Annotated in this window: 20 protein-coding genes and 1 tRNA gene; 4 read left to right on the plus strand and 17 right to left on the minus strand. The window is 32.9% G+C overall.

From position 1 onward, the window contains the following. Window positions 1-5: 5 nt before the first annotated feature. Genes RLT85_RS05965 through RLT85_RS05975 form a run of 3 tightly spaced genes read right to left on the minus strand, consistent with a single transcriptional unit; the run spans window position 6 to window position 3,385 of the window. Window positions 6-1,379 (minus strand): hypothetical protein, encoded by a 1,374-nt coding sequence (locus RLT85_RS05965; protein WP_311401122.1) that lies wholly within the window; start codon window positions 1,377-1,379, stop codon window positions 6-8. A gap of 27 nt (window positions 1,380-1,406) precedes the next feature. Continuing rightward, window positions 1,407-2,648: a BamG family beta-barrel-assembly machinery protein gene (gene bamG / locus RLT85_RS05970; RefSeq protein ID WP_311401123.1), complete on the minus strand. Its 1,242-nt coding sequence runs from the start codon at window positions 2,646-2,648 to the stop codon at window positions 1,407-1,409. Then, complete coding sequence (locus RLT85_RS05975) at window positions 2,645-3,385, minus strand: type III pantothenate kinase (RefSeq protein WP_311401124.1); 741 nt, start codon at window positions 3,383-3,385, stop codon at window positions 2,645-2,647. Before RLT85_RS05975 ends, bamG begins: the two co-directional genes overlap by 4 nt. A 97-nt stretch (window positions 3,386-3,482) precedes the next feature. On the opposite strand from RLT85_RS05975, the gene RLT85_RS05980 reads away from it, so the two are divergent. Then, window positions 3,483-3,555 (plus strand) — tRNA-Phe (locus RLT85_RS05980). Between the two features lie 183 nt (window positions 3,556-3,738). Here RLT85_RS05980 and RLT85_RS05985 read toward each other — a convergent pair. From RLT85_RS05985 to RLT85_RS06045, 13 genes are all read right to left on the minus strand, one after another. Next, a complete protein-coding gene (locus tag RLT85_RS05985) occupies window positions 3,739-4,410 on the minus strand; it encodes a DUF6266 family protein (protein ID WP_311401125.1) in 672 nt (223 codons plus the stop codon). A gap of 1,505 nt (window positions 4,411-5,915) precedes the next feature. After that, window positions 5,916-7,499 (minus strand): hypothetical protein, encoded by a 1,584-nt coding sequence (locus RLT85_RS05990; RefSeq protein ID WP_311401126.1) that lies wholly within the window; start codon window positions 7,497-7,499, stop codon window positions 5,916-5,918. Between the two features lie 184 nt (window positions 7,500-7,683). Then, entirely contained in the window at window positions 7,684-8,886 is a 1,203-nt protein-coding gene (locus tag RLT85_RS05995) for a GIY-YIG nuclease family protein (RefSeq protein WP_311401127.1), read from the minus strand. Beyond that, complete coding sequence (locus RLT85_RS06000) at window positions 8,879-10,849, minus strand: DEAD/DEAH box helicase (RefSeq protein WP_311401128.1); 1,971 nt, start codon at window positions 10,847-10,849, stop codon at window positions 8,879-8,881. The genes RLT85_RS05995 and RLT85_RS06000 overlap by 8 nt, the downstream gene beginning before the upstream one ends. A 159-nt stretch (window positions 10,850-11,008) precedes the next feature. Beyond that, window positions 11,009-12,649, minus strand: a complete 1,641-nt coding sequence (locus RLT85_RS06005) for an RNA/DNA-binding domain-containing protein (RefSeq protein WP_311401129.1) — start codon at window positions 12,647-12,649, stop codon at window positions 11,009-11,011. Between the two features lie 286 nt (window positions 12,650-12,935). After that, window positions 12,936-13,187 (minus strand): hypothetical protein, encoded by a 252-nt coding sequence (locus RLT85_RS06010; RefSeq protein ID WP_311401130.1) that lies wholly within the window; start codon window positions 13,185-13,187, stop codon window positions 12,936-12,938. Window positions 13,188-13,195: 8 nt separating this feature from the next. Further along, window positions 13,196-15,856: a class I SAM-dependent DNA methyltransferase gene (locus tag RLT85_RS06015; RefSeq protein WP_311401131.1), complete on the minus strand. Its 2,661-nt coding sequence runs from the start codon at window positions 15,854-15,856 to the stop codon at window positions 13,196-13,198. Window positions 15,857-15,930: 74 nt separating this feature from the next. Continuing rightward, on the minus strand, window positions 15,931-16,935 hold the full coding sequence (locus RLT85_RS06020; protein WP_311401132.1) for a hypothetical protein: 1,005 nt from the start codon (window positions 16,933-16,935) through the stop codon (window positions 15,931-15,933). A gap of 213 nt (window positions 16,936-17,148) precedes the next feature. Continuing rightward, on the minus strand, window positions 17,149-17,298 hold the full coding sequence (locus tag RLT85_RS06025) for a hypothetical protein (RefSeq protein WP_311401133.1): 150 nt from the start codon (window positions 17,296-17,298) through the stop codon (window positions 17,149-17,151). A gap of 151 nt (window positions 17,299-17,449) precedes the next feature. Beyond that, window positions 17,450-17,773 (minus strand): protein kinase family protein, encoded by a 324-nt coding sequence (locus RLT85_RS06030; protein ID WP_311401134.1) that lies wholly within the window; start codon window positions 17,771-17,773, stop codon window positions 17,450-17,452. 1 nt (window position 17,774) lies between these two features. Further along, window positions 17,775-18,074, minus strand: a complete 300-nt coding sequence (locus RLT85_RS06035) for a helix-turn-helix domain-containing protein (protein ID WP_311401135.1) — start codon at window positions 18,072-18,074, stop codon at window positions 17,775-17,777. 115 nt (window positions 18,075-18,189) lie between these two features. Next, the gene (locus RLT85_RS06040; RefSeq protein ID WP_311401136.1) at window positions 18,190-19,068 is read right to left on the minus strand and encodes a hypothetical protein; all 879 of its coding nucleotides are present in this window, start codon (window positions 19,066-19,068) and stop codon (window positions 18,190-18,192) included. Window positions 19,069-19,077: 9 nt separating this feature from the next. After that, a complete protein-coding gene (locus RLT85_RS06045; RefSeq protein ID WP_311401137.1) occupies window positions 19,078-20,388 on the minus strand; it encodes a phage integrase SAM-like domain-containing protein in 1,311 nt (436 codons plus the stop codon). A 246-nt stretch (window positions 20,389-20,634) separates the two neighbouring features. On the opposite strand from RLT85_RS06045, the gene RLT85_RS15075 reads away from it, so the two are divergent. Next, window positions 20,635-20,817, plus strand: coding sequence for a GIY-YIG nuclease family protein (locus RLT85_RS15075; protein WP_375712337.1), 183 nt, complete (start codon window positions 20,635-20,637; stop codon window positions 20,815-20,817). Window positions 20,818-21,189: 372 nt separating this feature from the next. On the opposite strand, the gene RLT85_RS06050 is transcribed toward RLT85_RS15075, so the two are convergent. Further along, entirely contained in the window at window positions 21,190-21,441 is a 252-nt protein-coding gene (locus RLT85_RS06050; protein ID WP_311401138.1) for a hypothetical protein, read from the minus strand. Between the two features lie 213 nt (window positions 21,442-21,654). Between RLT85_RS06050 and RLT85_RS06055 the strand changes: the two genes are divergently transcribed. Beyond that, complete coding sequence (locus RLT85_RS06055; protein ID WP_311401139.1) at window positions 21,655-22,692, plus strand: ligase-associated DNA damage response exonuclease; 1,038 nt, start codon at window positions 21,655-21,657, stop codon at window positions 22,690-22,692. Beyond that, complete coding sequence (locus tag RLT85_RS06060; protein ID WP_311401140.1) at window positions 22,689-24,281, plus strand: ATP-dependent DNA ligase; 1,593 nt, start codon at window positions 22,689-22,691, stop codon at window positions 24,279-24,281. The genes RLT85_RS06055 and RLT85_RS06060 overlap by 4 nt, the downstream gene beginning before the upstream one ends. The last annotated feature ends 132 nt before the right edge of the window (window positions 24,282-24,413 follow it).

Here is a 24,413-nt window from a genome sequence, read left to right on the forward strand (position 1 = left end):
TCTAATTATATGGCTGGTACTCTAACGTTTTCTCCAATCCAACATCCAATTTTAATGGTGGATCCCTCTTTTACTCCTTCTTGAAAAATATCTGATTTCTGCGGAGCTAAACCTCTATAACTACTAGCTGATTTGCTTGCGGTTGATTTGATAGATGGATCTACTCTTCCTGCTCTATCTGCATAATCTGCAGCTAACCAATATACGGCTCTTTTATTAAAAGACGAATCTCCACAAGAGTTAACGCTAGAAGCATACATACTTGCAATTTGTAAGTAAGCAACTCCTAAAGAAGGCTGCGCATTTAAGGCTTTTTTATAATAGTTTCTCGCTGTAGATAAACTACCTTTTGACTTATAGTTTCCTGCGATTTTCATATAAACTCTCGCTTTATCTAAGTTGTTATCTTCTAACTCAGCACTTTGATTATAATATTCCAAGGCTTTTGCAGATTTTCCATCTTTATCAGCCAGTTGACCTAAGTAAAGTGCAGATTTTGCAGAAGGATCTGAAGTATGTAACGCCTCCACTAACTTAAAGAAAATTGGATCGTCTGTACAGTCTTTAGCCGAAAGTCTTTTTGCAGCTCTTTTTAACCATTCTACATCGGTTTTCTTTGCATCAAAATCTTTATTATATAATGGAATCAAATTTTCACAATCTGCTCTTTCTCCTAACAATCCATTAATTCCAGCTTTAATTTTACTAAAGTTAGACAAATAGATTTCAGAATTATTAAGTGTTCTTGTATCGTCTGAGTTTAGTTTCTCTCCTTCTTCTTGCTTCTTCAGCAAAGGCTCAGCCTGCGAAGCACGGTAAACCTCTTGCTCTTCCACTTGCTTGATTACATTGTCATATAGGTTAAAAACATCTTGCAATTCTTTTTTACCCTCATCTTGTAATTCAACCATAATATTGAAGTACACATACAATGATCTTGGCGCATCAAACGATTCTTTATCTTCATTCCAAGCCTTATCAAACATTGCTAATTGCTCCTCTTTCGTACCAATATTATTGTCATACATAGCCTCACCAATCTTCGCGTAGGTTTCTCCTACTTCGGTTTTACCTGGGAAGCATTTAAGTCTTTTCTTATAATTTTCAATCAAAGCTTCTGCAGCAGCTTTTTTCTTAGCTTCTGGAGCGTTTTTAGCGTAATGTTTAAACATACGTTCTCCATATTGGTAGATAGCCAAATTGCTAGCTTCACAATTTTTTATAAGCTTTTCGTAATGTGGCTTTGCCGCATCGTAATCTTTTATTTTTGCACTTTGAGTGAACAAGGCCAATTCGGTATTACAATCTACCTGCTGTGCATGTATAGCTCCTGTAGTTAAAAAAATTCCTGATAATAAGATGAAGAATTTAGTTTTCATAATTGAATATAGTTATTATTTTATTTATTAATCGAATCTTCTTTGGATAAACCATTTGTCGTTTAAGGAAAGGCTTAAAAACACGTTCACAAATTGTTCTTTTACCAAATTATTACTTGTAGTGCCTCTTTCACCATACTCAACTCCTAGATTAACATTGGTTAGAAAGTTTCCTGCTGGTAATCCCACTCCAAAAGATATGCCAAACTCATTTACATCCTCTGTATTAATATTTAACCCTGTCTCTTCATATCTAAAACCTGCTCTATACACAATACGCTGAAAGTAGCTTGTAATATCATTATAATTAGGAATATAATAGCCTCCCAACTTATAACTGCTAGCATCTGTATAGTTCACATTATTTAATTGAAAAGACCTATTGGTGAAATCACTAGAAGATTTTCTTCCATACTCAACTCCTGCAAACCACTTTTTAGGTTGCCCTATTCCACCTCCCACTTTCAGTTCAGAAGGAAGGGTCAATTCGGTATCTTCTTGCTCAATGTCTCTAATGTCTGCTAAAATTTCGTCATTATTAGAATTTAAAATTAGCGTTGCCAATTGTCTTTGATTTTCAGCATTTATTTTTGTGGAAGGAGAAAAACTAGCCGAACCTGAAAGCTGTAAGCCAGATTTTAAATGCTTCTCATATTGGGCTCCAAAATTGACTTTAAATCCGCTAAGGTCAGATCTGTTGGTTTCTCTTGTTCCAAACTGAAGTCCGTTTTGAAAAAGGAAGTTCTTATTTTTGATATTTCCAAAGTTATAACTTCCTTCTACTCCCACACGCAATTCTTTGGTTACTTCATAACCTACCGCCAAAAATAGCTTGTTTAAACCTCCACTACCACTAAACCTACTGGCGCTTTCACTAGTAATATCTTCCATCTCATAACCTACAGAACTATATGGAATTACTCCAAGTCCAAAACCTAGCTTTCCTGCAGGAAAAGCCATCGCTAAATAATCAAAAGTAGAAGAAGAGGCTTTATCTGAAGCGCTTGAACTTTCAATTTTTGTCGAAGAATGAGAACCTCCTAAGGTATAAGCTGTTAAACCTAAAGCTCCATAACCCGCGGGATTTTGAAGGTTGATATGAATACTATCTGAGACAATTCCCATACCAGCCATCGACCTGTTTTCTGCCGTTCCGTTGAATTTATTGATTCCTACTCCAAAAAAAGAATATGGAGAAGAAGTGTTTTCTTGTGCATTTACAAATACTGAACAAAGCAGTACTATAAAAAAAAATGTTTTCTTAATCATTTAGTTGTATTAAATTCCAAAATATGGTTTAATCCCTTCAACAGAAAATTGTAGGGCGCAAATATGCCATTTTTTACTTTCTTAGACAACAGTTGACTATCGCCACCTGTTAAAATAACTGTTAAATCTTGATATTGAAGTTTATAACTTTCTATAAAGCCATTTATTTCTAATGCAGCCCCCGTTAATGCGCCTATCTCTAAGTTTTCTTGGGTGGTTGTACCTATAAATTTGGCACTGGTTTCTTTTTCTATACGAATTAACGGCAATTTAGACGTAAAATTATGCATCGCCTCCAAACGCATATTCACTCCTGGAGAAATAGCTCCTCCAATATATTCGTGCTCTTTTGTTATCATATCGTAAGTAATGCAGGTTCCCGCATCTATTACCAACACATTTTTATTAGGATATTCACTTATCGCCGCCGCCGCTAAAGCGATTCTATCTATCCCTAAAGTATGCGGTGTACCATATAAATTACGAAATGGAACTGGAGTTGTTGCAGTTAATTCTAGAATGGACTCGTTTTTTAATGCATTCTTTACCTTTTCTTTATGGCTTCCGGTTACAGAAGCGATGATTGATGTAGAGATATCAGGATGATTCACCCCTACTTCGCCCAAGACGAATAAAATATTTTCTGCGGAAGTAATCTTGAATTCTAGCAACCTACTATTCTCAAAAACAGCTAGTTTCACTAAAGTATTGCCTATATCTATTGCTAAATTCTTCACTTCAAAGGGATTTTCAAAAAGACAAATTTACTTTTTTTATTAATTTATTTGGCAGATATTAAAAATGAATATATATTTGCCACCGCTAACAAGCACTGGTGCCTTAGCTCAGTTGGTAGAGCAAAGGACTGAAAATCCTTGTGTCCCTGGTTCGATTCCTGGAGGCACCACCGCAAAACCTCGATCTCACGATCGGGGTTTTTTGTTTTAAGTCCTACTATACTTGACTTTTGAGGGTTTTTCGTGAATATTTTATACTATCTTTTTTTAATGAAGGTACAAATAAGGGTACAATTAAGAGCAAAAAAAACCGCTCCAATTTGAAGCGGTTAAAGCAGTATATATTTTTTTCCCTAAGCAACCGTACCAGACCCTAAATATATACTGTTGGATAATTCTGTTTCATCCTCTGAAATAAAGGCCATAAACAGCTCTAAATTATCTCCTGAGTACGATGATGGTATAGTGATTATTTCTGCACCTGCATCTCTCTGAGCACCATTTAAGACCGAAATTGACTCTCTTTTCAAAGGGTTATAAGCTAAAAGCATTGCTTTATCGTTTTCATTCGCATTACCTTCAGCCGAGTTATCATCCCAGTTAAATGTAATTTGCCCTGGAACAGTCAGGTCTGTTGCCGCATTTAGTGGTTCAGATAAAGCACCCCTACTTAATTTAGCATTCTGATAATCAATTTCAAAATTTGGCTCAATCCCTGTAATCGCATTATTTAAAATAAATGACATTGCAGCATTGAATTCTGTTTTTTTTATGGCTAATTTTTTATAACCGACCTTGATGAAAGGTTTTACCGCTTGTAAAAACTGAAGTGTAACTGCAAATTTTGTACGTTGATTAACTTGCCCCTTAGTTCGCGGGTTTGCTACACTAGATGGCTTAATTCTTAAGTAATCGATGCCCTTCCAGCTACCACCAATTACATTTCCGACCTTTCCAGATAATCCACCTAGAATTCCTTGATTAATTTTTCCCATTTTATTTATAATTTTTAGGTTAATACGCATTTAATTAGGAGTTGGCACGGAGAAAATTCGGCTTAGAATACTTATTTGCAAATATCGGCATAAAGAGTCTTTTTAGTTTACTCTTGGTTGCTATTGGCATTATGTCTCATCAGAAGTCATTTTACTTAAAAATTGCTATTTAGAGTTTAGGAGGAAGTTAAGACAGAAATAATGCAAATTGATTAATTCAAGGTTTTTAATAGATTAAAAAAAAGAGCCCCCTAAAATGGGAGCTCTGAAAGACAAACCTCTAGCCAAAAAATGCGTATAGAAAGCTCTTTATAGCCTTTATAATTTACATTAAAGCCAAAAGGACTGCCTTTTGAACGTGTGCCCACGTGCAACCACCAGTTGCAGATGTGAGCTGTATATAAAATATTAAACATATTGCCTTTAAACAGGAACGGTGCGATTGGTGCAAGGGCTGTGAGTGAAAATACTACCCGCAAGGGTGGAGATTTTTGCTCAACAGGCGATAGCGTACCCTTGTGGCTCTCGCATCCGCACGCCTGTACCTTTGCTTTATGTTTGAGATTGTTATATAATTTATTTTGATTTATAATCGGTAAATTTTTAATTGAACGTTTTTATTATTCGGCAGGTAATCTAAAGGCGCGAGCCGACTGCGAGTTGAACAACGGGTGTACTAGCTAGAGGTATGTAATACCGCTAGTGCTATGTTTACACTGGTTTGGCGCAGTAATTGAATCGGTTGGGGAAGGAAAGGGCTGTTTTGCAACGGAATGAAAAGCTTCGGAGCTTGCACGTTTTAAAATGAATTTTTATCCTGTTTATTTGCCTTATTAAACATAACTGGAAAGATATATTTAACTATTGGTTAGTGCAGGGCGTAGTGCTTGTAATGAAGTGTAAAATCAGCTCTTTTGCGCGGTTTGCAATAAGGCTTGTTTTTTTATGAGCATCGGGAATAAAACAAATAAGCTTTATGCAAATATGGATGTTTCAATTACTGTGACGAACCTATCAGCCCGTTGTGATCGCAGGCTCGCACATTATGAAGCAGCGGTTGCACCCAACTTATATACTTGCGTAGCATATCTTTATGGGTTTGGGTGCAAGAGTAGCTGCGGGTGCTGTAGGAATGGCGTGTGTGTAATACTACAAATGAATAGCTTTTGAAGCCTGAGGACGGAAGGCGTAGAAAGCGTATGAATGGTAGATGCAAGGTTTATTATGTTGTTTGCTTAAAATGTGTTGAATAAGCTATTTTTAGGTGGTTTTTATTGATAATCTAAAGACCTTGCAGCTATGTATTATGAAACAAAACAGAATGACGGAAGCTCTCCTTATTACCTGCCACGGATTTTGTTAGTTTGTAATAAATATTGTTTTGAAAACGAGATTAAAAGCGCAAAGGCAAAAAGTAAGGGCTGAAATACTGTAATTTATGGAAGTATTTTAGCTTTTACTTAGCGGAAAGCAAAATAGGTATAGCTGTAATGCAATGGAAGTTATACTTATTTGCTTGGGGAGGATAAAATTTATTAAGCGTAGAATTTATTTATTATAGACTCTAAATTTTTAAAATCATTATCTAAGAGAAAATCAAGTAACTTCTTCCTGTCATAATACATATCCATTTTTTTAGGTTTAAAAATGCCCTCCTGTAATTTTTCTAAATCTTCTATTGCTTCTTCGCTAAAATCACAAGACGCAATATAACAAGCCCTAAATCTATAATCACTTTTTAATTCTGTTTGAAATCTCTTTTTAACGAACGGTAAAGTTCTCTTGAAGAACCAATTTGTTGTATATTTTGATTCGTAATCTCCTAATTGTATTTCGTAAGTTGATTTATAACCTTTAACCTCAACAACTATAATTTCTTTTGGGTTTGATGATTTGATTATAAAATCATATTCATATCTTTCTTGAATATTGTTCTTATTTATTCTTGAATAGTTAAAATTAGGAAGTATTTCTGCGGTAGAGTAAATGTGTTTTAAAACTTGATACATCATAATTTCAAACAAAGTGCCTTTTATTGCTTTTAGTTGGTCACCTTGTCCAGAAATATTAATAGTTTCTAAAGTATCTTTAATGATCCTTTCAAAATCATCTTCCTCCAACAACTTCTTATTGATCTGAAGTTTAGATAAATTTTCTAAAACACTAAAAATATTAGAACCATAAACTGAACCAATGTCATAACTCAAAAAACCGAGACTTTTAATCTTATTTAGAATTGAGCTTTTGCAATTTCTATAGACAATTATAGGTATTACTTTTCGTTTTCCCTGTGAAACTGAATTTAGGTTTATTTGAATACGTTTTAAGAAACCATCCAAGTCAATTTGTTCATAATCTCTACTTAATAAAATATCTAACACAACTAAAGTTTGTTTAGCCGGCACATTAGATTCTATAGCTAGCGATGGATTTAAGCCTGTTGTTTTCGTATAACCAAATGCATCCCAAATTAAGTTATTATGTTTAGCTCCTTTTGATGGGTTATTTTTATTTCTATAAATAATGTTCTTATTATCTATCAAATTAGATTTTATCAACCAATCTATTATATCCCTTACAAAAACTGTATCCAAAGACATTTTAGAAAAATGAAGTTGCATTAAATTTTCCTCTTCTTCATTCTTATTTTTTAAAATAATGTACTTTACTAAATTTTTATCTACTTTAATATAAACTACATCCAAATCTAATAACAATGAAATCAAATCATTTAGATAATCAACTTTGGAAAATCCTTTGGTAAGTGGTGAGGCAGTAATTTTTAATGCTTCGTAATATGATAAAATGCCCTCATTTATATCTAAGCCCACAAGTAAACGATATAATGTTGGTCTATGATTTCTACAAACTGATTTTATTCTGTCTTTCGTGAAATTTGTGGTAGGCTTACAGTAAGCGTATTGCCCCTTACCAAAAGTTAAAGGCGTTGAGGATTTTATTATTCCTTTTTGAGTTGCTCGCTGTATTATTTTACGAGCGTAACTATTTTGAATTTTAAAATGATTTTCTAAAAGTTTGCATAATTCATTACTGACTTTTACTTTTTTGTCATCAAGATTTTTTAAAATAAACGAATTGTATTTATTTAAGCTAGTCATAGTATTTGTCACACTGCACTTATATTATTTAATTATTACATTTCTTTACACGCCTAAATTTTCAACTACATTTACATATATATTTTTAATCACTGATAATCAGTTAAATAAAATTCCAATAAAAGCGCTTTTTGTTAATTATAATTCATTTAAAATTATTCTTTGTCACAAACAATTATAATTATTAGCTGTTTTTGGTAATTCTTTCATTATGAAAATCGTAGTGGTAATTGATAATTTCACCAGTATTAAATAAACCTATTGCTCTTTCTATTATTGGATAAGGAACCACAAACCATTCTCTTGGAGTAATTCTATTTTTATTTTTATCGTAAATATCTATTTGTAGTTGTGCCTGACTAAAAAAGCGGTGGATTAAATTTTCAAATTTTTGTGTGTTTACATTAACGCATTTAAAGGTTGCTATTACTTCTACTTCTGCATTTAGATAGGTAGCTTCATTTCTTGCATTAATCACTCTTTTTTGAACGGGCACGGTAGAGAAACCTATTTTATATAAGTTATTAAGCTTACTAATTTCTGGGTGAGTTGATTTAGATTTCAGCACGTAAATCCAGCCTGTTTCGTTATCGCCTTCTTCTAGTTGTTCTACATTTGTAAATAGCTCTTTCTCGCTGTCTTCTTCTAAATCTGTTACTACTTTACCATTATTATATAATTGTTTTGCTAAAGACCGATAAAGCATATTACTGTAAGTGCCATTATCAAAAACAGTCCTTGTTCTTACGTCTTTACGGACTCTATCCCCTAATTCTCTAACTGCTTCCGAAATATCACCCACTTCTAAATACAATAAAACACCATCAAGAATATAGTACTTATCTTCTTTTAAGTTTTTTTCTGCATTTTTAAAGGATTTTAAATTACGTAAGCCTAATTTAATTTCTTGGTGTACTTTTTTAAACTGCTTATCATATTTTTCAAATTCCGAATCTGACATTGCTTTACGTTGCGCCACAAAATCGGTTTCTTTTTTATCTTTTGGGGTATGTTTGAAATCAAAAATACTTGTACCTTCTTCATCTTCCGCTAACAAACCGAAATCATCATCTTCTAAAATATCGGCTACAGATTCAACTTTTTTAGGCTCAAACAATAAATTATGCCTATCAACATCTTTTAATGCAAATTTCTTTTTATCATTTTCTCTAAAGCCTTTTAAGCGTAAATACAAACGCATTTCTGAAATACCATTACCTTGCTCCGGTTCTCTTTCTTTTTCATCTACAAAAGCATTGATTTCTTCAAAAGATTCTATTAAACGCTGATCTGTAGATTTTACGTTAGACTGCTTAGAAGTATCTTTTAAAATACCTAAATCATCATCTTCAAAAATATCTTCTATGCTTAACTTATCTTTAGACATTTTGTTTTTGTTTACGCTTTAGTTCTTTTAAGAAAATAACTGCTTCTGCCATTCTTTTTTCTTTTGGCTCTAAAGATTTTATATCTGGGTTTTTTCCTGTTTTTTGCACCCAAGCTTTTATTTTAGGCCACAAGAGAATAGCTTCCTCTTCCGTCATTTGAATTCTGGACGCATCTATGGTTTCTTGGATAGTTCTTAAAACAGGCGCTGTTACTGATTTGGATAATATTTCAAATGCTTTTTGAAACGGGTTTACACTATCTATTAAATCTATATGTATTTCATCTATATTGACAAAGGTATCTGCCATTTTGATAAAACGCCTATCACCTTGTTCTTCTATACTTCCGTTTTTAATAACTGAATCCACTACAATATGTTGTCTTACTTCTTCTACTTCATCATCTGAAAGTTCAGGATAGGTTTCTTTAATAATTTTAGGTATCAAAACTTGATTGATAACCTCTGGCTCCAAAGTCTCACTCGGCATTGCTTTCAGCATATCATTATCTTGAAGAATCTTTGCTTTTAAATCATTCAAATCTGATTCGATAATTTGCTCTACTCTTGCTGTTGAAGGTTCTTTAAAGCCTCTTATATGAATAGTATTTGGATCTTCATTTACTTGATTATTCCCCTCCTTGTTATCCTCATATTCATTATCATCTTCTTCTGGATATTTTGCTTTAAATTTAAAGTTTGGAGCTAAAACTTGTTCCATTAATAAAGAAGCGGTAATCGCCTTTAGCATATTATTCACTGAAAGTTTTACCTCATCATCTTGGGCATCTGGTTGAGCAATTAAATTGGTAAATTGAGCGTGTGTTTTATTATTGCTATCTCTTGTAGCTCTACCTATAATTTGAATAATCTCTGTTAATGAACCTCTATAGCCTACCGTTAAGGCTTGCTCACAATATGGCCAATCAAAACCTTCTTTTGCCATCCCTAAAGCTATGATAATATCGATATCTTCTGGAGCATTTACATTACGTAAATAGTTTTGAATTTTATCTCTTGATTTTTGATCATCATTTACCAAATCGGCTACTTTTATAAGATTACCTGTTTTATGTGATTTAACGTAAATAACTCCTGTTTCTGAGTCTTGGTATTCAATTTCACCCAGCGTATCTATTATTTTGCCTACCTCTTCATATTTTTCTTTGGTAGATTCCCCAGAATTTACACTTGGAATATGAATAATGGTTTTTTTATTTTCATCTAAAATTTCGTGAATTGCTGTTGTGTATTTTCTTTGGTAAAAATGATAGCCAATCCCCAAAGATTTCAAATACTCATACCCATTAAGTTGTTCGTAATAATCATATTTTACTTTTATAAACCGCGCTTCTACTTCGGGTAACAAAATAGGAATACTATCTCCTCTAAAATAAGAACCCGTCATTGCAACAATATGAGCTGTTGACTTTGCCATTATAGAACTTAATACACTACCCAACCTATTTGTACCTTCGGCTGATACGTGATGAAATTCATCTATAGCAATTAATGTATCATTAAAATGCTTTTCTTCTATGGCATCAAAAGCAAAACGAAGTGTAGCGTGTGTGCAAATAAGAATTTCTTCTTCACTATTCATAAAATTAATGAAGGCATCGACTTTTGATTTTTCACCGCCAGGCGTACAAAGATTATATTTAGGGTTTGGTTGCCAATCTTCAAAAAAACCGTATTTTTTTAATTTTGTTGGCGCGAAAGAACTACCTATAGAACGTTCAGGAACCGCTACAATTACTTTTTTAATATCTTGGTTACGCAGTTTATCTAAGCCAATAAACATTAATGCTCTAGATTTACCTGATGCAGGAGGAGCTTTTATTAATAAATATTGTGCTGTTCTTGCCTCAAATGCTCTTTCTTGCATTTCTCGCATTCCTAGCGCATTGGTTTTTTTACTCTTACCTGTCTGTTTATAATTGACTTTTACTAAATCTGGCATTTGTTTTTTTATTTAATTAACTAGAAAAACTATATTAAGTTTATCTAACCCCTAAAATTAAGAATGTTTATAAGAAACTCTATTACAACAACTAACAAAAAGTTTATCTAAAAGTTTATCTAAAAGTTTATCTAAAAAAAGACTTCTATCGTTAGTTAGTTAAACTTTTTTCCAAATAGGTTTTCTATTTGTACCTGTATTAGTAATAGAAACATCACGCTTAGACATTGCATAAATAATGTTTCTTAATTTATTCTTTTTTTGATCTTCATCTAAAACATTAGGAAGAATATCTAATATTAATTTATCTAAATCTTTTTTACTAGCAGATTCATATTCTTGTAAATAATCTAAAATCATTTTTTTATAATGATCATCTTTAAAACCTCGCATTTTTATATACTCTTCTTTTTCTCCAGTAGCCTTAGCTACTTTCGATGATATATGTAGATTAGGCCGTCTACCTTCTACTAATTTTTTATCTTTTAAATATTTTCCTTCATCGCTTGTAAGTGTTTTATTTTTAGCAACTTTATCTAACAAAATAATTTCATTTAGTGATAAACTAGGTAGTTGAGCTAATTTTCGCGCATAATCTATATCTAAAACTTTCCCTGTAATGGTTACTTTCACTTTTTGATTTCCAAATTCATAATCTGGTAAGGGAAAGAATTTCTTACTTTGAATTTTAAACATTCTTTTAATACCACTCCCAATGGTATCGATCATATTAAGACCTACCATTGCATTGGTTAAAAAGGCATTTCTATAATTTTGCTCAGGAGAATCAGCATTGATGACTGCTTCGATACTTTGCGGAATAAAATCGCCTGAATTTGAAAAAACCAAAGTAGAGTTTTCATTTTCAACCACTACTATTTTACCACCTAACGTGTAATCTTGATGGGCAATACAGTTATTTAATGCTTCGCGTATAATATAAGGATCATACTGATCTACTTCATCTGGAAATAAGGAATCATCATTAATATATCGATATTTAAGGTTTCTTATTTTCTTCCCGATTTCTACTACGTTTAATAATAAAGGACAGGTAAAATGCTCATAATCTTTTTCTATATTATCTGCATCTTTTAAAATCCAAGTTACCGTAGCCCTTGAAGGATTAATGTAATGTTCAGCTTCAGGTTTACCGAGTAGTAAAATTGCTGTATTTGTAATTTTACCTTTTATTGTAATTTTTGCTTTGTTTAGAAAAACCTCATCAGACCAAGATTTAACTTCTTCGGCTAAACTTTTATTCTTTTGAATAAAACGCTTTCTAGCTTCTTTTATCGCTTGGTTTGACAAATCTGTAATACTCGCTTCTTTAATGATTTGAGCACTCCAATCTGTTTGCTTTACTTGATTTTTTATACGATCGTATTCATTATCGTTTAAAGCGCCTAAACTTTCACCATCTCGACCATATTTGAAACCCTTCCAGCTAACAGGCATACCCTTTGGAGCGGCAGGAATTTCTAAAACTACTACTACTTTACCTTCGCGAACAAATCGATTAGTGGAAATAAACCCTAATTTCGGAGAAGTGTGATCGGCTATTTCTTTTTTATATTCATTAAGCTGTTTTTCTGATATATTAGTACCTACTATGGTTTGATTATCTTTTACTCCAAAAACCAGATAAGCCGAAGTTTTATTTTCTAGGTTTGCTTCATTGGCTAAAGCAGAAAAATACTTACCAAGCTTATTTCTATCGTATTGCTGTTTAGCTTCTTTAAACTCTACCACTTCATTTTCTGAAGGTAAACCCAATAATTCGTCTAATATATCTTTCATTTTATAATGCATAAATCAGTATTGCAAAATATCACTCATTATTACAATAAGAAAATATTAAATGTAGAAACAAATGATAAACTGCAAAAAGCGATTAACCAAACAATTTTGAGTTTATAATAATACTTGTAACTACATTACTTAGCACATCACTTCGAAAACTTTTAAGTTTCTCAAAAATAGCTTTATTATCTTTTATTAATCTATTGGTTTATGTGGTTTTACATTATAAATAAAACATTTCTATTAATATACCTTCTTATAATATCAAGTATAAAATGTCGTGTTATTCTTCAAATGCTTTATAACATTCTTCCAATTCTTTTTTAAATCCCAATTGTTTGAATATCTCTACTAAAATAGCTAATGCGTAATCTTTGCTATAATCTATGTTGTGATCTTTTAAAAACTTAATTCTAAAATACCGCCATTCTATTAATCCCTCTTTAAATAGCTCTTTATCTTCTGATGCACTATATTCTTTTACATATTTTCGAACTATTAATTCATCTCTCGGTCTTAATTTAATCTTAATCATAAGCTATTTTATTTACCCTTATTCTCCTTCACCATTTTCTCATACTCTTTAAACAAATATTCTAAACGTTGGGTGTCGTTTTCGAAAGGTTTGAGGCGGTAGCAGCGTTCTACGGCGGCATCTAGGTCTTTATGGGCTTGGCGTAAGCCTGCTGGCATTTTATCGGGGTCGTAGAGTTGTGCCATAGTTTTTTCGGGGTGTTTTTCACGCTCTTCTAACACTGCAAAAACATTTTCTTCTATTTGTGCTTTTCTAACTTTACTAATAGTTGGAAAAGGAAAGGTGTTGTAGCAAATTTTAGCTGAGTAACGGTAATCTGTTTTTAATTTACCTCCTATTGCCCTAACCCACGCCATATGCATTTTAGAGGAAATCACGCCAAATATCCAAGGCTCTGCATCGTAAATAGCTAAAGCAGAATCTGCTATTATTGTAGATTCATCAAAAAGACCTATTGGGATATACTCCCTCCTTTCCGAGGAATGTCTAGGTATAAGAATAGATTCCGTATTTTTATGAGGAAAAAAGTAGAAACTATGTGGTTCTTCTGCGAGCTTCCTTGTACTAGACTCACTACTTGCCTTCCTTTTTTCTTCAACTTTTATTAATCTTTTTTCTATAATAGGAATTTTTCTAGCTAAAGAAAGTTTAGAATTTTCAATATTTAAACAATACCTTTCAATACTGTTTAAAAAATCTCTTGCACCCACAAATCTCTTGATAAAATTTGAAGCTTTTGGAAACGAAGAAATAAGTTCTTTTTTTTGTTCAGTATCTAATAACAAATTACCACCGTCGTTTGGCATATTGCCGAATGTCAATTTAGGAAAATTAGATAGGGATGAACTTCTACCCTTAATAAAGATTTCTTTAGCGTCTGCTAAATATGCATTTATATGATTTACCTTCTTTTTAATCCCATCAATAAAAAGCATCTTTTGTTTTGTCTTGCTATTACGAAGAGCTACAATTATAACAATTACCCCAGCATTGCCCTTAGCATTATTTTCCCATTTAAAGGATTGATAAGCAAAACCGATTTCAATACCTTCTTTTAAAATTCTAGGCCAAGTTTTGGTCACTAGATCCCCTTGACAAATTGAATTGGTTGAAACAAAAGCTAATTCGGCATTTATTCCTCTAACAAAGTTAGCTCCTTTATAAAACCAAGCTGCAACATAATCTAAACTTTTGTAATCTTTTTTAAAAAGAGCTTTCATTTCCTCTTTTTGTTCTTTCTTCTGATTACGCGAACCCAAATACGGCGGATTCCCTAACAAATAAATTTCATCGCCTTTTTGTTTTGGGCAAACAGTTTCCCAGTCTATGCGAGTGGCGTTGGCGCAGGTGATATTACCAGATGCTTTTAAAGGTAAAATGGGGTTAGACTTCCCGAGTTCTAGTTGGTTTTCGAAATATTTATTCATTTGGTGTTCTGCCAACCACAGGGATAGTTTGGCAATTTCGTGGGCAAAGTCGTCTATCTCTATGCCGTAAAACTGGGTGAGTTCTATTTTAGAATAAATAAAACTTTGTTGGGGTTCGGTTTCTAAAATTTCTTGCCAGATCTCTATTTCGAGTTTACGGAGTTCTTTATAGGCAATAATTAAAAAATTACCGCTACCACAGGCAGGGTCAAATATTTTCAGTTTACTAATCCGCTCTACTAGTTTACGTAGCTTTTTAGATTTACCTCTGGCGTTTTCTAATTCATCATACAATTCATCTAAAAACAAAGGTTTGATCACCTTCATTATATTGGGCACAGAGGTGTAATGCATCCCGAGATTACCACGTTGGTCTGGGTTAACCACCGCTTGAATCATAGAGCCAAAAATATCGGGGTTAATATGGCTCCAATCTAACTCACCGCTTTCTTGTAGAATGTCTCTAGCCTCTTTGTTAAACTGCGGTACGCTTAATTTGTCTTTAAACAAACCTCCGTTTACATAAGGGAATTGGTTTAAATGTGCAGGCACATTTTTTCGCTCGGTTTTTTTTAGATTTAACACTTGAAAAAGCTCATCTAAAAAATGATTTACATCGCGCCCATCTTTTTGGGTGTGCTGCATTAAGGTATTGGTAAACATTCCCTCTACAGGGAAAATATCGGTATCTTCCGCAAAGAAGCAAAACAGCAAACGCGAGAAAAACAAGTTGAGGTCGTGCACGCCGTTTTCTAGAATGTTTGGATTTTCTTCAATCAAAATATCATAGAGCTTTGCCATACGATAAGAAGCTTTACGGTCGGCTTCGTTCTCGTTTGTGGCTTCGTAAACTTCTTGGCCTGCCCAAGGCAAGAAAAAACTATGGTTTTTAGGCAAGTCTGCAATGGGGATGTGTAAATTTTTACCAGTGCGTGTATCTTTGGCTGCTATTTCTTGGTAATTGGTGGTAATGATAAACCTAGGGTTATGCTTTAGGTTTTCATCTTGGCTTATATCTTCTACCAATGCCATTAGCTTATCTCCCTCTGCTTCTTTAAAAAAGAGTTTCTTTTTGTATAGGATTTCGCCTTCATTTTTGGCAAGGTTAAAATCTCCTTTTTGTAAGCGTGTAATAGATGATTTTGAGATGCCATAGGCACGCAATAAATCGTATATAAAAGTTTCAGGATTAAAGTTGTTTACCAACTCCTTTACTTTTTCTTGAATTTCGGTAGAGGTCATTCTTTAGAATTGATGTATTTGAACCAAATTTAAGATTTTTTAAATCATTCTATTAGCTAAACCTTTTTTGTTTATTACTCCCACACTTCAACTTTAAGTATAGGAGTAAAATTTAAGGCTTCTGCGAGGGTTTCTTTCATAAATAGATGTAGCTCATCAATATTATCTTCGGTGGTTATTAAACAGTCGTGAAGCGTAAATAACGGCATCTTTCCCTTAAATATTTTATTGAATTTCCTAGCTAGAACTTCTAGCATAAAATAACTTTCCAACTGTAAGGTTAAATAAGAGAAAAATTGGTGTCTTGGCTTTTTGAATGTTTTTATCCATTTTAGAATGCTTGGGAAATACATACCAAAAACTGCTTCTTCGTTTAAGTAATGTTTTGGTTTTGCATTAAACATTGCTAGAATCTTTGTTTTCATCACTTTTCTTAAATCTCTTTCATCACCATCAAATTCGTGGCCGCAAATTTCACGCACATTTTTAAGGAAATATTCATCTTGTTGTAAACTTGTATCGAAATGATGAATGGTATGCATATCCTCAATAAACATTTCATAAAACTTACCCGATAACACTTTTTGAACGAAAAGTTCAATCTCACTATTTATAGGCGTTACCGCCTTTTTACAGAACATATAATGACGATAATAATACTTACTAGAATTAATTACATTATCTAGATGAATACTTCCCTTATCCATATTCATTAATAAATAGTTAACCATTGTAGGAACAGATGCTGACACATCACATTCTGCTAGTTTTTTGCTGTCGTATCTTAAGAACTTTCGAAATGGTTTTGAGAGCCTTGTTAATTGGTGGTGTAACCTACCGTCTGACCTTTCAGTATATTTTATAGAAAATTCTTTATTTGCGATATCACAAATTTGTACGGCATTAAACAGGTGCTTTCTGTAATCAAACTCGTTACCGAACAGGGTTTTATTTTTCTTGCTCGCTTCGGTGGTTTGAATAGTCAACTTTTCATTAAAATACTTACCTAAAAAGTTGTAGCTTTTTTTGAATATATTATTGCTATTTAGACAATCATCACGTCTTAAATATTTGAGCAATTTTTTATCGGTAATTTTTATAATTTCAACTTCCTCACCGAAAAAATACGGTGATAACCTATAGGAATAACAGCTGCCTTTAGTGTATTCTTTTCTAAAAAGTACATTACCAACACTAGGAAAATTCTCACATAAATACCTTAAATGATCCCGATAATGACAAGGATGCTTTTTTGAAATCGTAGAACATAACGGCACCCATATTTCTTCTTCTTAACTTTCTAATTTATAGGCTGTCTTTCTTATGATTTCACTAATTAACCATAGAGCATAATCTTTACAGAATTTAAAATTGGGCGGAAATTTTTCTAAACGTTGTTCAAGGTTTAAAATACTGGGTTTTATAATATAATATTCTTTCATTTTTTATTTGAGTTTAGACAATACACAGCCTAGCGATGATTTACATCGCTTTGCGGTATTGATATTAATTAAAGGAAATAGCTTGCCTGATTAGGCTAACTTTGATGTATATATCAGGTTTTTAAAACCCGACAATTTTGATTATAAAAGTTTAAGAATTATCTATTTTCCTACTATTTATAATTTGTTTCATTTTAGAACGTGGCTCTTCGTAGTATTCTTGGTAAAGATTAATTACGTCTTGCATTGTGTAAAAAATATTACCACTAATTTTCGAATACCCGATTAGATTTAGGTCTCGCCAACGCTGAGCAGTTCTTGAGCTTATTTTAAAGATTTTTAGCAACTCTGCATTATCAATAATAATAAGTTTGGGATCGTTTTGTATTGCACTTTTAAGTTGCTGCAATAATTTTTCTAAGTCTGCCTTAATTTGCTTCCATTCGTTGATGGAAAATTCTTCTAACTTTCCCATACTATTGCTCTTGATTTATTTGAACCATAGCTTCTTCTAACTCACTCTTCTTATAGCGAATTAAATTACCTAAACGGTACGGATTGAGAATTCTCTTTTTATTCCAATCGGTAATTGTGACTAAGGAAATTTTGAGCATTTCAGCTGCTTCTTTCCTTGTCAAGAATTCTTCTTGGGGCTTGGTAAAAAGGTTAAGTTTTTCGACTAGGTTTACTAGTTCTTTTTTTACATCGGTTAAGATGCTTTCTTTTAATTCTTCGGGTGAGATTCCGTGAATTTCTGTCATAATTTTCTGCGACATAGTTGTATGATTTTTAAATTCTATCGCAAGAAAATAAATTAGTTATATGCAGAAAATATGGAAGGTATGCGAGATGTGTGAAGAAATATGCGGTTTGTATGCGCTCTAAAAATAACTAAATAGAAGATAAATACTCATCAACTCTATTCGTGTATTTTTTACCAGAGGACATAGAACGTGTCTCAAACTCTGAGTTATAATTTTTATTTAAAAAAGCTAAATATTCTGGCTTTTCAGTATGTTTCAAAAATAGCTTTTGACCATTATTACTTTGCCATATACCATTGAGTTTTGCTTGGTTATTCCGTGCGTTGATATTATCTAGTTTTATCTCCATAAACTCAGCAAGTGAAATAAATTTTTGATAGCATTCATAGGATTTAAAAATTGGAGGATACTCATTGTTTTCTAAATCTTGTTTTTGTGATTGGGATTGAGAAGTTTTTACATTATCACTTCCAGACTTATTTTGAAGTTTTTCTTTAAGAAAGCCTATTTTTTTATTTTGATGCAAATCAAGAATATGTGTATCTTTCTCTAGATAATGATGATAGGAGATTTTATTTTGCTGACTATTTAAAAAATATCTGTTAGATTCTGGGTTTACGAAATAATTAATTTCTGACTTAAAAAAATCTTTCTCTTCAAAACCAGGATATTTTTTTAAAAATCTTTCTTTTTTAGCATCTAATTCTTTAGCATATAGATCAAAACGTAAGTCAAAATATTCTAACTCAAATTTTTCGTAATCGTACATTTTTATTAGGCATTTAGTAACAGTAGATTTGCTCTGTTTAAAAAGTTGCTTTTTTTTATATTCTCGATTTACAGAATCTACTCTTTTTTTTAAATTATTGGAAGGTATTTTTATTACTGCGCTATTACTCCTTTCTGTTACGTTAATTATTTTAGTTACGTATTCAGAATTTTGGTATCTTATAATTGCATTTAGAACACCTATTTTTAAGCCATTAATTAATTTCTGATCTGTCATAGAGTTATTTTAAACATTAAAAAAACCGCTTTTTAAGATATGTGTAGCTCGTTCTTCATCTTTAATTCTAATATACTTATAAAATTCCTTTTCGGTGGTATGTCCTGTAAAATGCATAATATCATATACTGGCATACCTACTTTATATTTGTTTGTTGCAAAGCTTCGTCTTGCCGTATGTGATTTTACTAAGTTGTATTTTTTAATGTAGTCTACCTCTTGTACTCCTGCCTTTGTATATTCACATTTAATTTTCACTTCTAAAGAATCTAATTCTAGCATCTGCCCTATTTGTTTAATGTAGTCGTTTAAATCTTTATCGGGTATTCTTTTTGGTGGTTTGCCTTTATGGCGGCTATTCATAATATGCTTGATTTCTTTTGTTATAGGACAGTAAACTTTACGACCTCTTTTTTTGTTTTTCTTTTGAACAATCACAAAATATTCTTGACCATTAATCGTTTGAATATCTTCTTCTTTAAAGCTATTGTAATCACTTACTCGTTGACCCGTGTAGCAACCAATAAGAAAAATATCTCTAGCGTGTGAAAGTTTAGGATATTTAGATAAATCTTTATTATAAAATGCCTGAATCTCTTCATCAGTTAAATAAACCTCTGTGGTAATTTCTTTAGTTACCTTGAAATCTGAAGATTTGAATTTTTGATTATTGGTGTAACCTTCACTTACTGCATAGTTCATAAAGGTCTTAATCGTTTTGAAATGCTTACCTATGGTGTTTTTACTAAACTGTTTTTCCTTCTGAAGGTATTCGGTAAACTTTTTATGAAATGAAGAGTCTATTTCATCGAGTTCTAATTTCCTACCTAATTGCTTTTCGAAACTTAAAATATGAGACTTAGCTTGTTTGTAGGAGCGCAGAGTAACCTCTGCGATATTGCCATCTTTGTAATCAATAAATTTTTGAATTAATTCTGAAAAAGTAAGTTTTTCTTGACTTTTACCAGGAGCTTCTTCATCCCTTAATTTAAGTTCTAAGCGGTTTTTAAGAAACTGCGGAGAAATACTATCACTTTCTTCTTGAAGCTCTTCATAAACTTCCGTAATAGCGTTTTCAAGCTTATTAAGTTTACTATTGTAATGATCTTTAAACTTAACTGTATTCTTATTTTTTACTCTTTGCTTATTGAAATCCCAATCATTAAATCCTACTTTAATACCCGAAGAGTATTTTAGTCGTTTATTGCCATAAGTAAAAAATAGGTAAATAGTAAAATTTTCCTTTTTGTTTTCTTCTGCTTTTCGCTTACTTTTGAATGCAAATCTAACCGTACCCTTTGCTCTTTCTACTGCTATCATAATGATTACCTTTACTATAAAGATACAAAAAAGGGTACAATTTAGGGTACAAATAAGTGTTTATTTATACATTACTTAGTTAATTATTTCTAATTACAAAAAACACAATAACCCTTATAAATAGAGGTTTTGCATAAGATACAAGTAAATTTAATATGTTTTAATTAAGACTTAAACAGTACTGGAGGCACCACCGCAAAACCTCGATCTCACGATCGGGGTTTTTTGTTTTAAAATAAGATATACATTTTACATAGCGCTACTTTAAAAAAATTCTACACAGGAGAAACTAAAGATATTCGAGAAAGACTGAAAATGCACAACAGGCATAGTTTTAAAAATGCATTTACAAAAGCAGCAAACGATTGGTGTCTAGAGCTTACCTTTGAATGTAAAAACGGATCAAGTCAAAAAGTTGTGGGATTTTAGAAGAGGAAAGAAAACAGAATCTATATTCTAGACTTTAGACAAATGACGTTTTACAATTTTCTGCCATCCTAAAAAATTCAATTCTAAAAAGCCTTTTGTTCAGAATATCTTAGTTAAGAAAAAATGCAAAGCAAAAAATTTATTTTAAAAAAAAATATACAAAAACCAAATATCTTAGACCATATTCTTAGCAAAAAATAATGCGTGACTCTCCCCAAAGGTTACAGACTTAAGGCACCACCCATAAAACCTCAAATTAAAAAAGTCGTAGGTTTTAGCTTCTTGTATGTTATAAGCATATTTACCATGAACCATTTACATTAAATAACCTTGAACTTACTTTGAATCAAAAAAACATCTGCTCGCCTTAAATCATGTATAGAGTAACTCAAATCCGCTGTAATTTATCTTAAGAGTACCTTTCTTTTTTTTCTTTGGCTTTTTACCTTCTGTTTCTTTAGCGGTTAAGATACTTTTATCAAAATGTTCTCCATCTCCACGCACGTCTGATAATAAGTATTCATCTTTCTTTTCATCTTTCTTTTCATCTTTCTTTTCATCTTTCTTTTCATCTTTCTCTTCATCTTTCTCTTCATCTTTTTTCTTTAAGCTATTCGGATTCATAATTTCTTAGTTTTTATCAAAAAAACTTATTAAATAAAAACAGAAGTGCATAATAATCAAAGCTTAGCTTACTTTAACATATGTTAGGGTTTATGTGTCTTGATAAAAGCCAAAAGATCATAAAAAACCATTTAGAACTTGCAAGTCATAAAATTGCGCTAAGATTTTAGCTTTTAAAAAAGGCTTACCAAAGATTTTTTTAACTTGTAAGCTATGAAGACACCGCTACTCCATTTTAATAACAAAGGTATTTACTGTAAACAAGCAGATGTATATCTCGATCCTTGGAAACCTGTTAAGAATGCCATTATTTCGCACGGTCACGCAGACCATTCGCGCTGGGGACATCAAAATTACATCACCCAACATACCAACGTGCCCATCATTAAACATCGCTTAGGTGACATTAATGTTTCTGGGGTTGATTGGGGAGAAACTTTTAGTATAAATGGAGTAATATTTTCGCTACATCCTGCGGGTCATATTATTGGTTCGGCGCAAATACGTGTAGAATATAAAGGAGAAGTTTGGGTGTTTACTGGCGATTACAAGACAGAAGATGACGGCATTGCGTTACCTTATGAGGTGGTAAAATGCCACACTTTTATTACTGAATGTACTTTTGGGCTGCCTGCTTTTAAGTGGCAACCTCAACAGGAAGTCTTTCATGATATCAACACCTGGTGGCAACAAAATAGAGATGATGGAAACACTTCTGTTTTATTTGGGTATTCGCTTGGGAAAGCACAGCGATTATTAAAGCATTTAGACACTTCGATTGGGAAAATCTACACCCACGCCGCAATAGAAAATATGAACGAAGTCATTCGGGAAATCACTCCCCTACCAGACACGCATAGAATTACCAGAGAAACCAAAAAAGAAGAGCTTAAAGGAAATATGGTGATCGCACCGCCTAGCGCTCACGGTTCGCCGTGGATTAAAAAAATGGTGCCTTATGTTACGGGTTCGGCAAGTGGTTGGATGACCTTTAGGGGTGCGCGAAGACGTAGAGCAATAGATAAAGGTTTTGTACTTTCAGACCATTGCGATTGGCAAGGTTTGCTTTCTTCCATAAAAGCCACGGGAGCAGAAAAAATTATTTGTACCCACGGTTATACCGATATTTTTTCGCGCTTCTTAATAGAACAAGGTTATGATGCCCGTACTGAAGAAACCCAGTTTGAAGAAGAAAATGCAGAAGAAAAGAAAAACAACTCTCAAGAAAAGACTCCTAAAAACGAGGTATGAAAAATTTTGCAGCACTCATAAAAACCTTAGACAGCACCAATAAAACCACTTTAAAAGTAGCGGCACTTGCGCAGTATTTTAAAACGGCAAGTGATAAAGATAAGGTATGGACTATTGCTATTTTATCACATAGAAGGCCGCCAAGACCTGTAAATACTACCTTGATGAGGGAGTGGGCATCAGAGTTGTCTCAAATTCCTTTATGGCTGTTTGAAGAATCTTATCATATTGTAGGCGATTTGGCAGAAACGATTGCGCTGGTGATTCCGCCTTCAAATGAAACTTCAGAAAAAAGTTTACACCAATTTTTAGATGAAATTATCACTCTTAAGAAGAAACCCGAAGAAGAGAAAAAAGAATATTTATTCGAGAATTGGTTAAGTCTCAATTATTACGAGCGTTTTGTTTTCACCAAACTCATTACGGGTAGTTTTCGCATAGGGGTGAGTCAAAAACTAATGACTCGAGCTTTATCTAAAGCCACCGAAATTGACGAAGACATCCTCGCCTACAAACTCATGGGAAATTGGGAGCCTGCAACCACCACTTATACGAGTCTCATTCTAGAAGAAAATGAAGCCGATTACCTCTCTAAACCATATCCTTTCTATTTGGCATATGCTATCGAAAATGAACCTCAAGATTTGGGTGATGTAAAAGATTGGTCTGCAGAGCATAAATGGGATGGCATAAGATCGCAAGTCATCATTAGAAAAGGAGAATTATTTGTATGGAGTCGCGGAGAAGAATTGGTAACCGATAAATATCCAGAGTTTGAAGCCTTTACGGAAGTGATTCCGGATGGAACCGTATTAGACGGTGAAATTTTGCCTTTCCCAGACGGAGAAATAGGCACTTTTAAAGATTTACAAACCCGAATAGGAAGAAAAAATGTGAGCAAAAAACTGCTGGAAAAAACGCCAGTTATTCTAAAAGCTTATGACGTATTGGAGTGGGAAGAAAAAGATATTCGAGAAAAGCCTTTTAATGAGCGAAGACAGATTTTAGAAGGTTTATATCAGAAAGCTCAATCAAAAGACATTCCGTTACATCTATCTGAAACGATTTCATTTTCCAATTGGAAAGAAGCTGCCAAAGAACGCGAACGCAGCCGCGAAGTAAAATCTGAAGGCTTAATGCTGAAACGTTGGGACTCGCCTTATTTAGTCGGAAGAAAAAAAGGAGACTGGTGGAAATGGAAAGTAGACCCCTTAACTATAGACGGTGTACTCACTTATGCAATGCGAGGTCACGGAAGACGAAGCAATCTATTTACCGATTATACTTTTGGATTGTGGGATGATAAAAAAGAAGAATTAGTCACCTTTGCAAAAGCTTATTCTGGACTTACCGATGCTGAATTTAGAAAAGTAGATGCCTGGATTAAGAAAAATACTTTAGAACGGTATGGTCCAGTGCGCAGCGTAACACCCCATCACGTTTTTGAAATTGCTTTTGAGGGCATAGCCGAATCAAAACGTCATAAAAGCGGTGTGGCAACAAGGTTTCCTAGAATTTTGCGCTGGCGACAGGATAAAAAAATTGAAGAAGCCAATACGTTGGAAGATTTGAAAAATTTAATTCCTTAATATAAAATTTTACGTGGGTACAACCACCCCGTCTCAACACGTTGAGTCACCCCTCCTTTTTTAAGGAGGGGAGCTTTTAAAATTAGAAATTGAATTATTTTTGTTAAGTCAATTGATTAAAAGCTCCTTCCC

It is taken from the genome of Mesonia ostreae (assembly GCF_031845265.1).
In the GTDB taxonomy this organism is placed as follows: domain Bacteria; phylum Bacteroidota; class Bacteroidia; order Flavobacteriales; family Flavobacteriaceae; genus Mesonia; species Mesonia ostreae.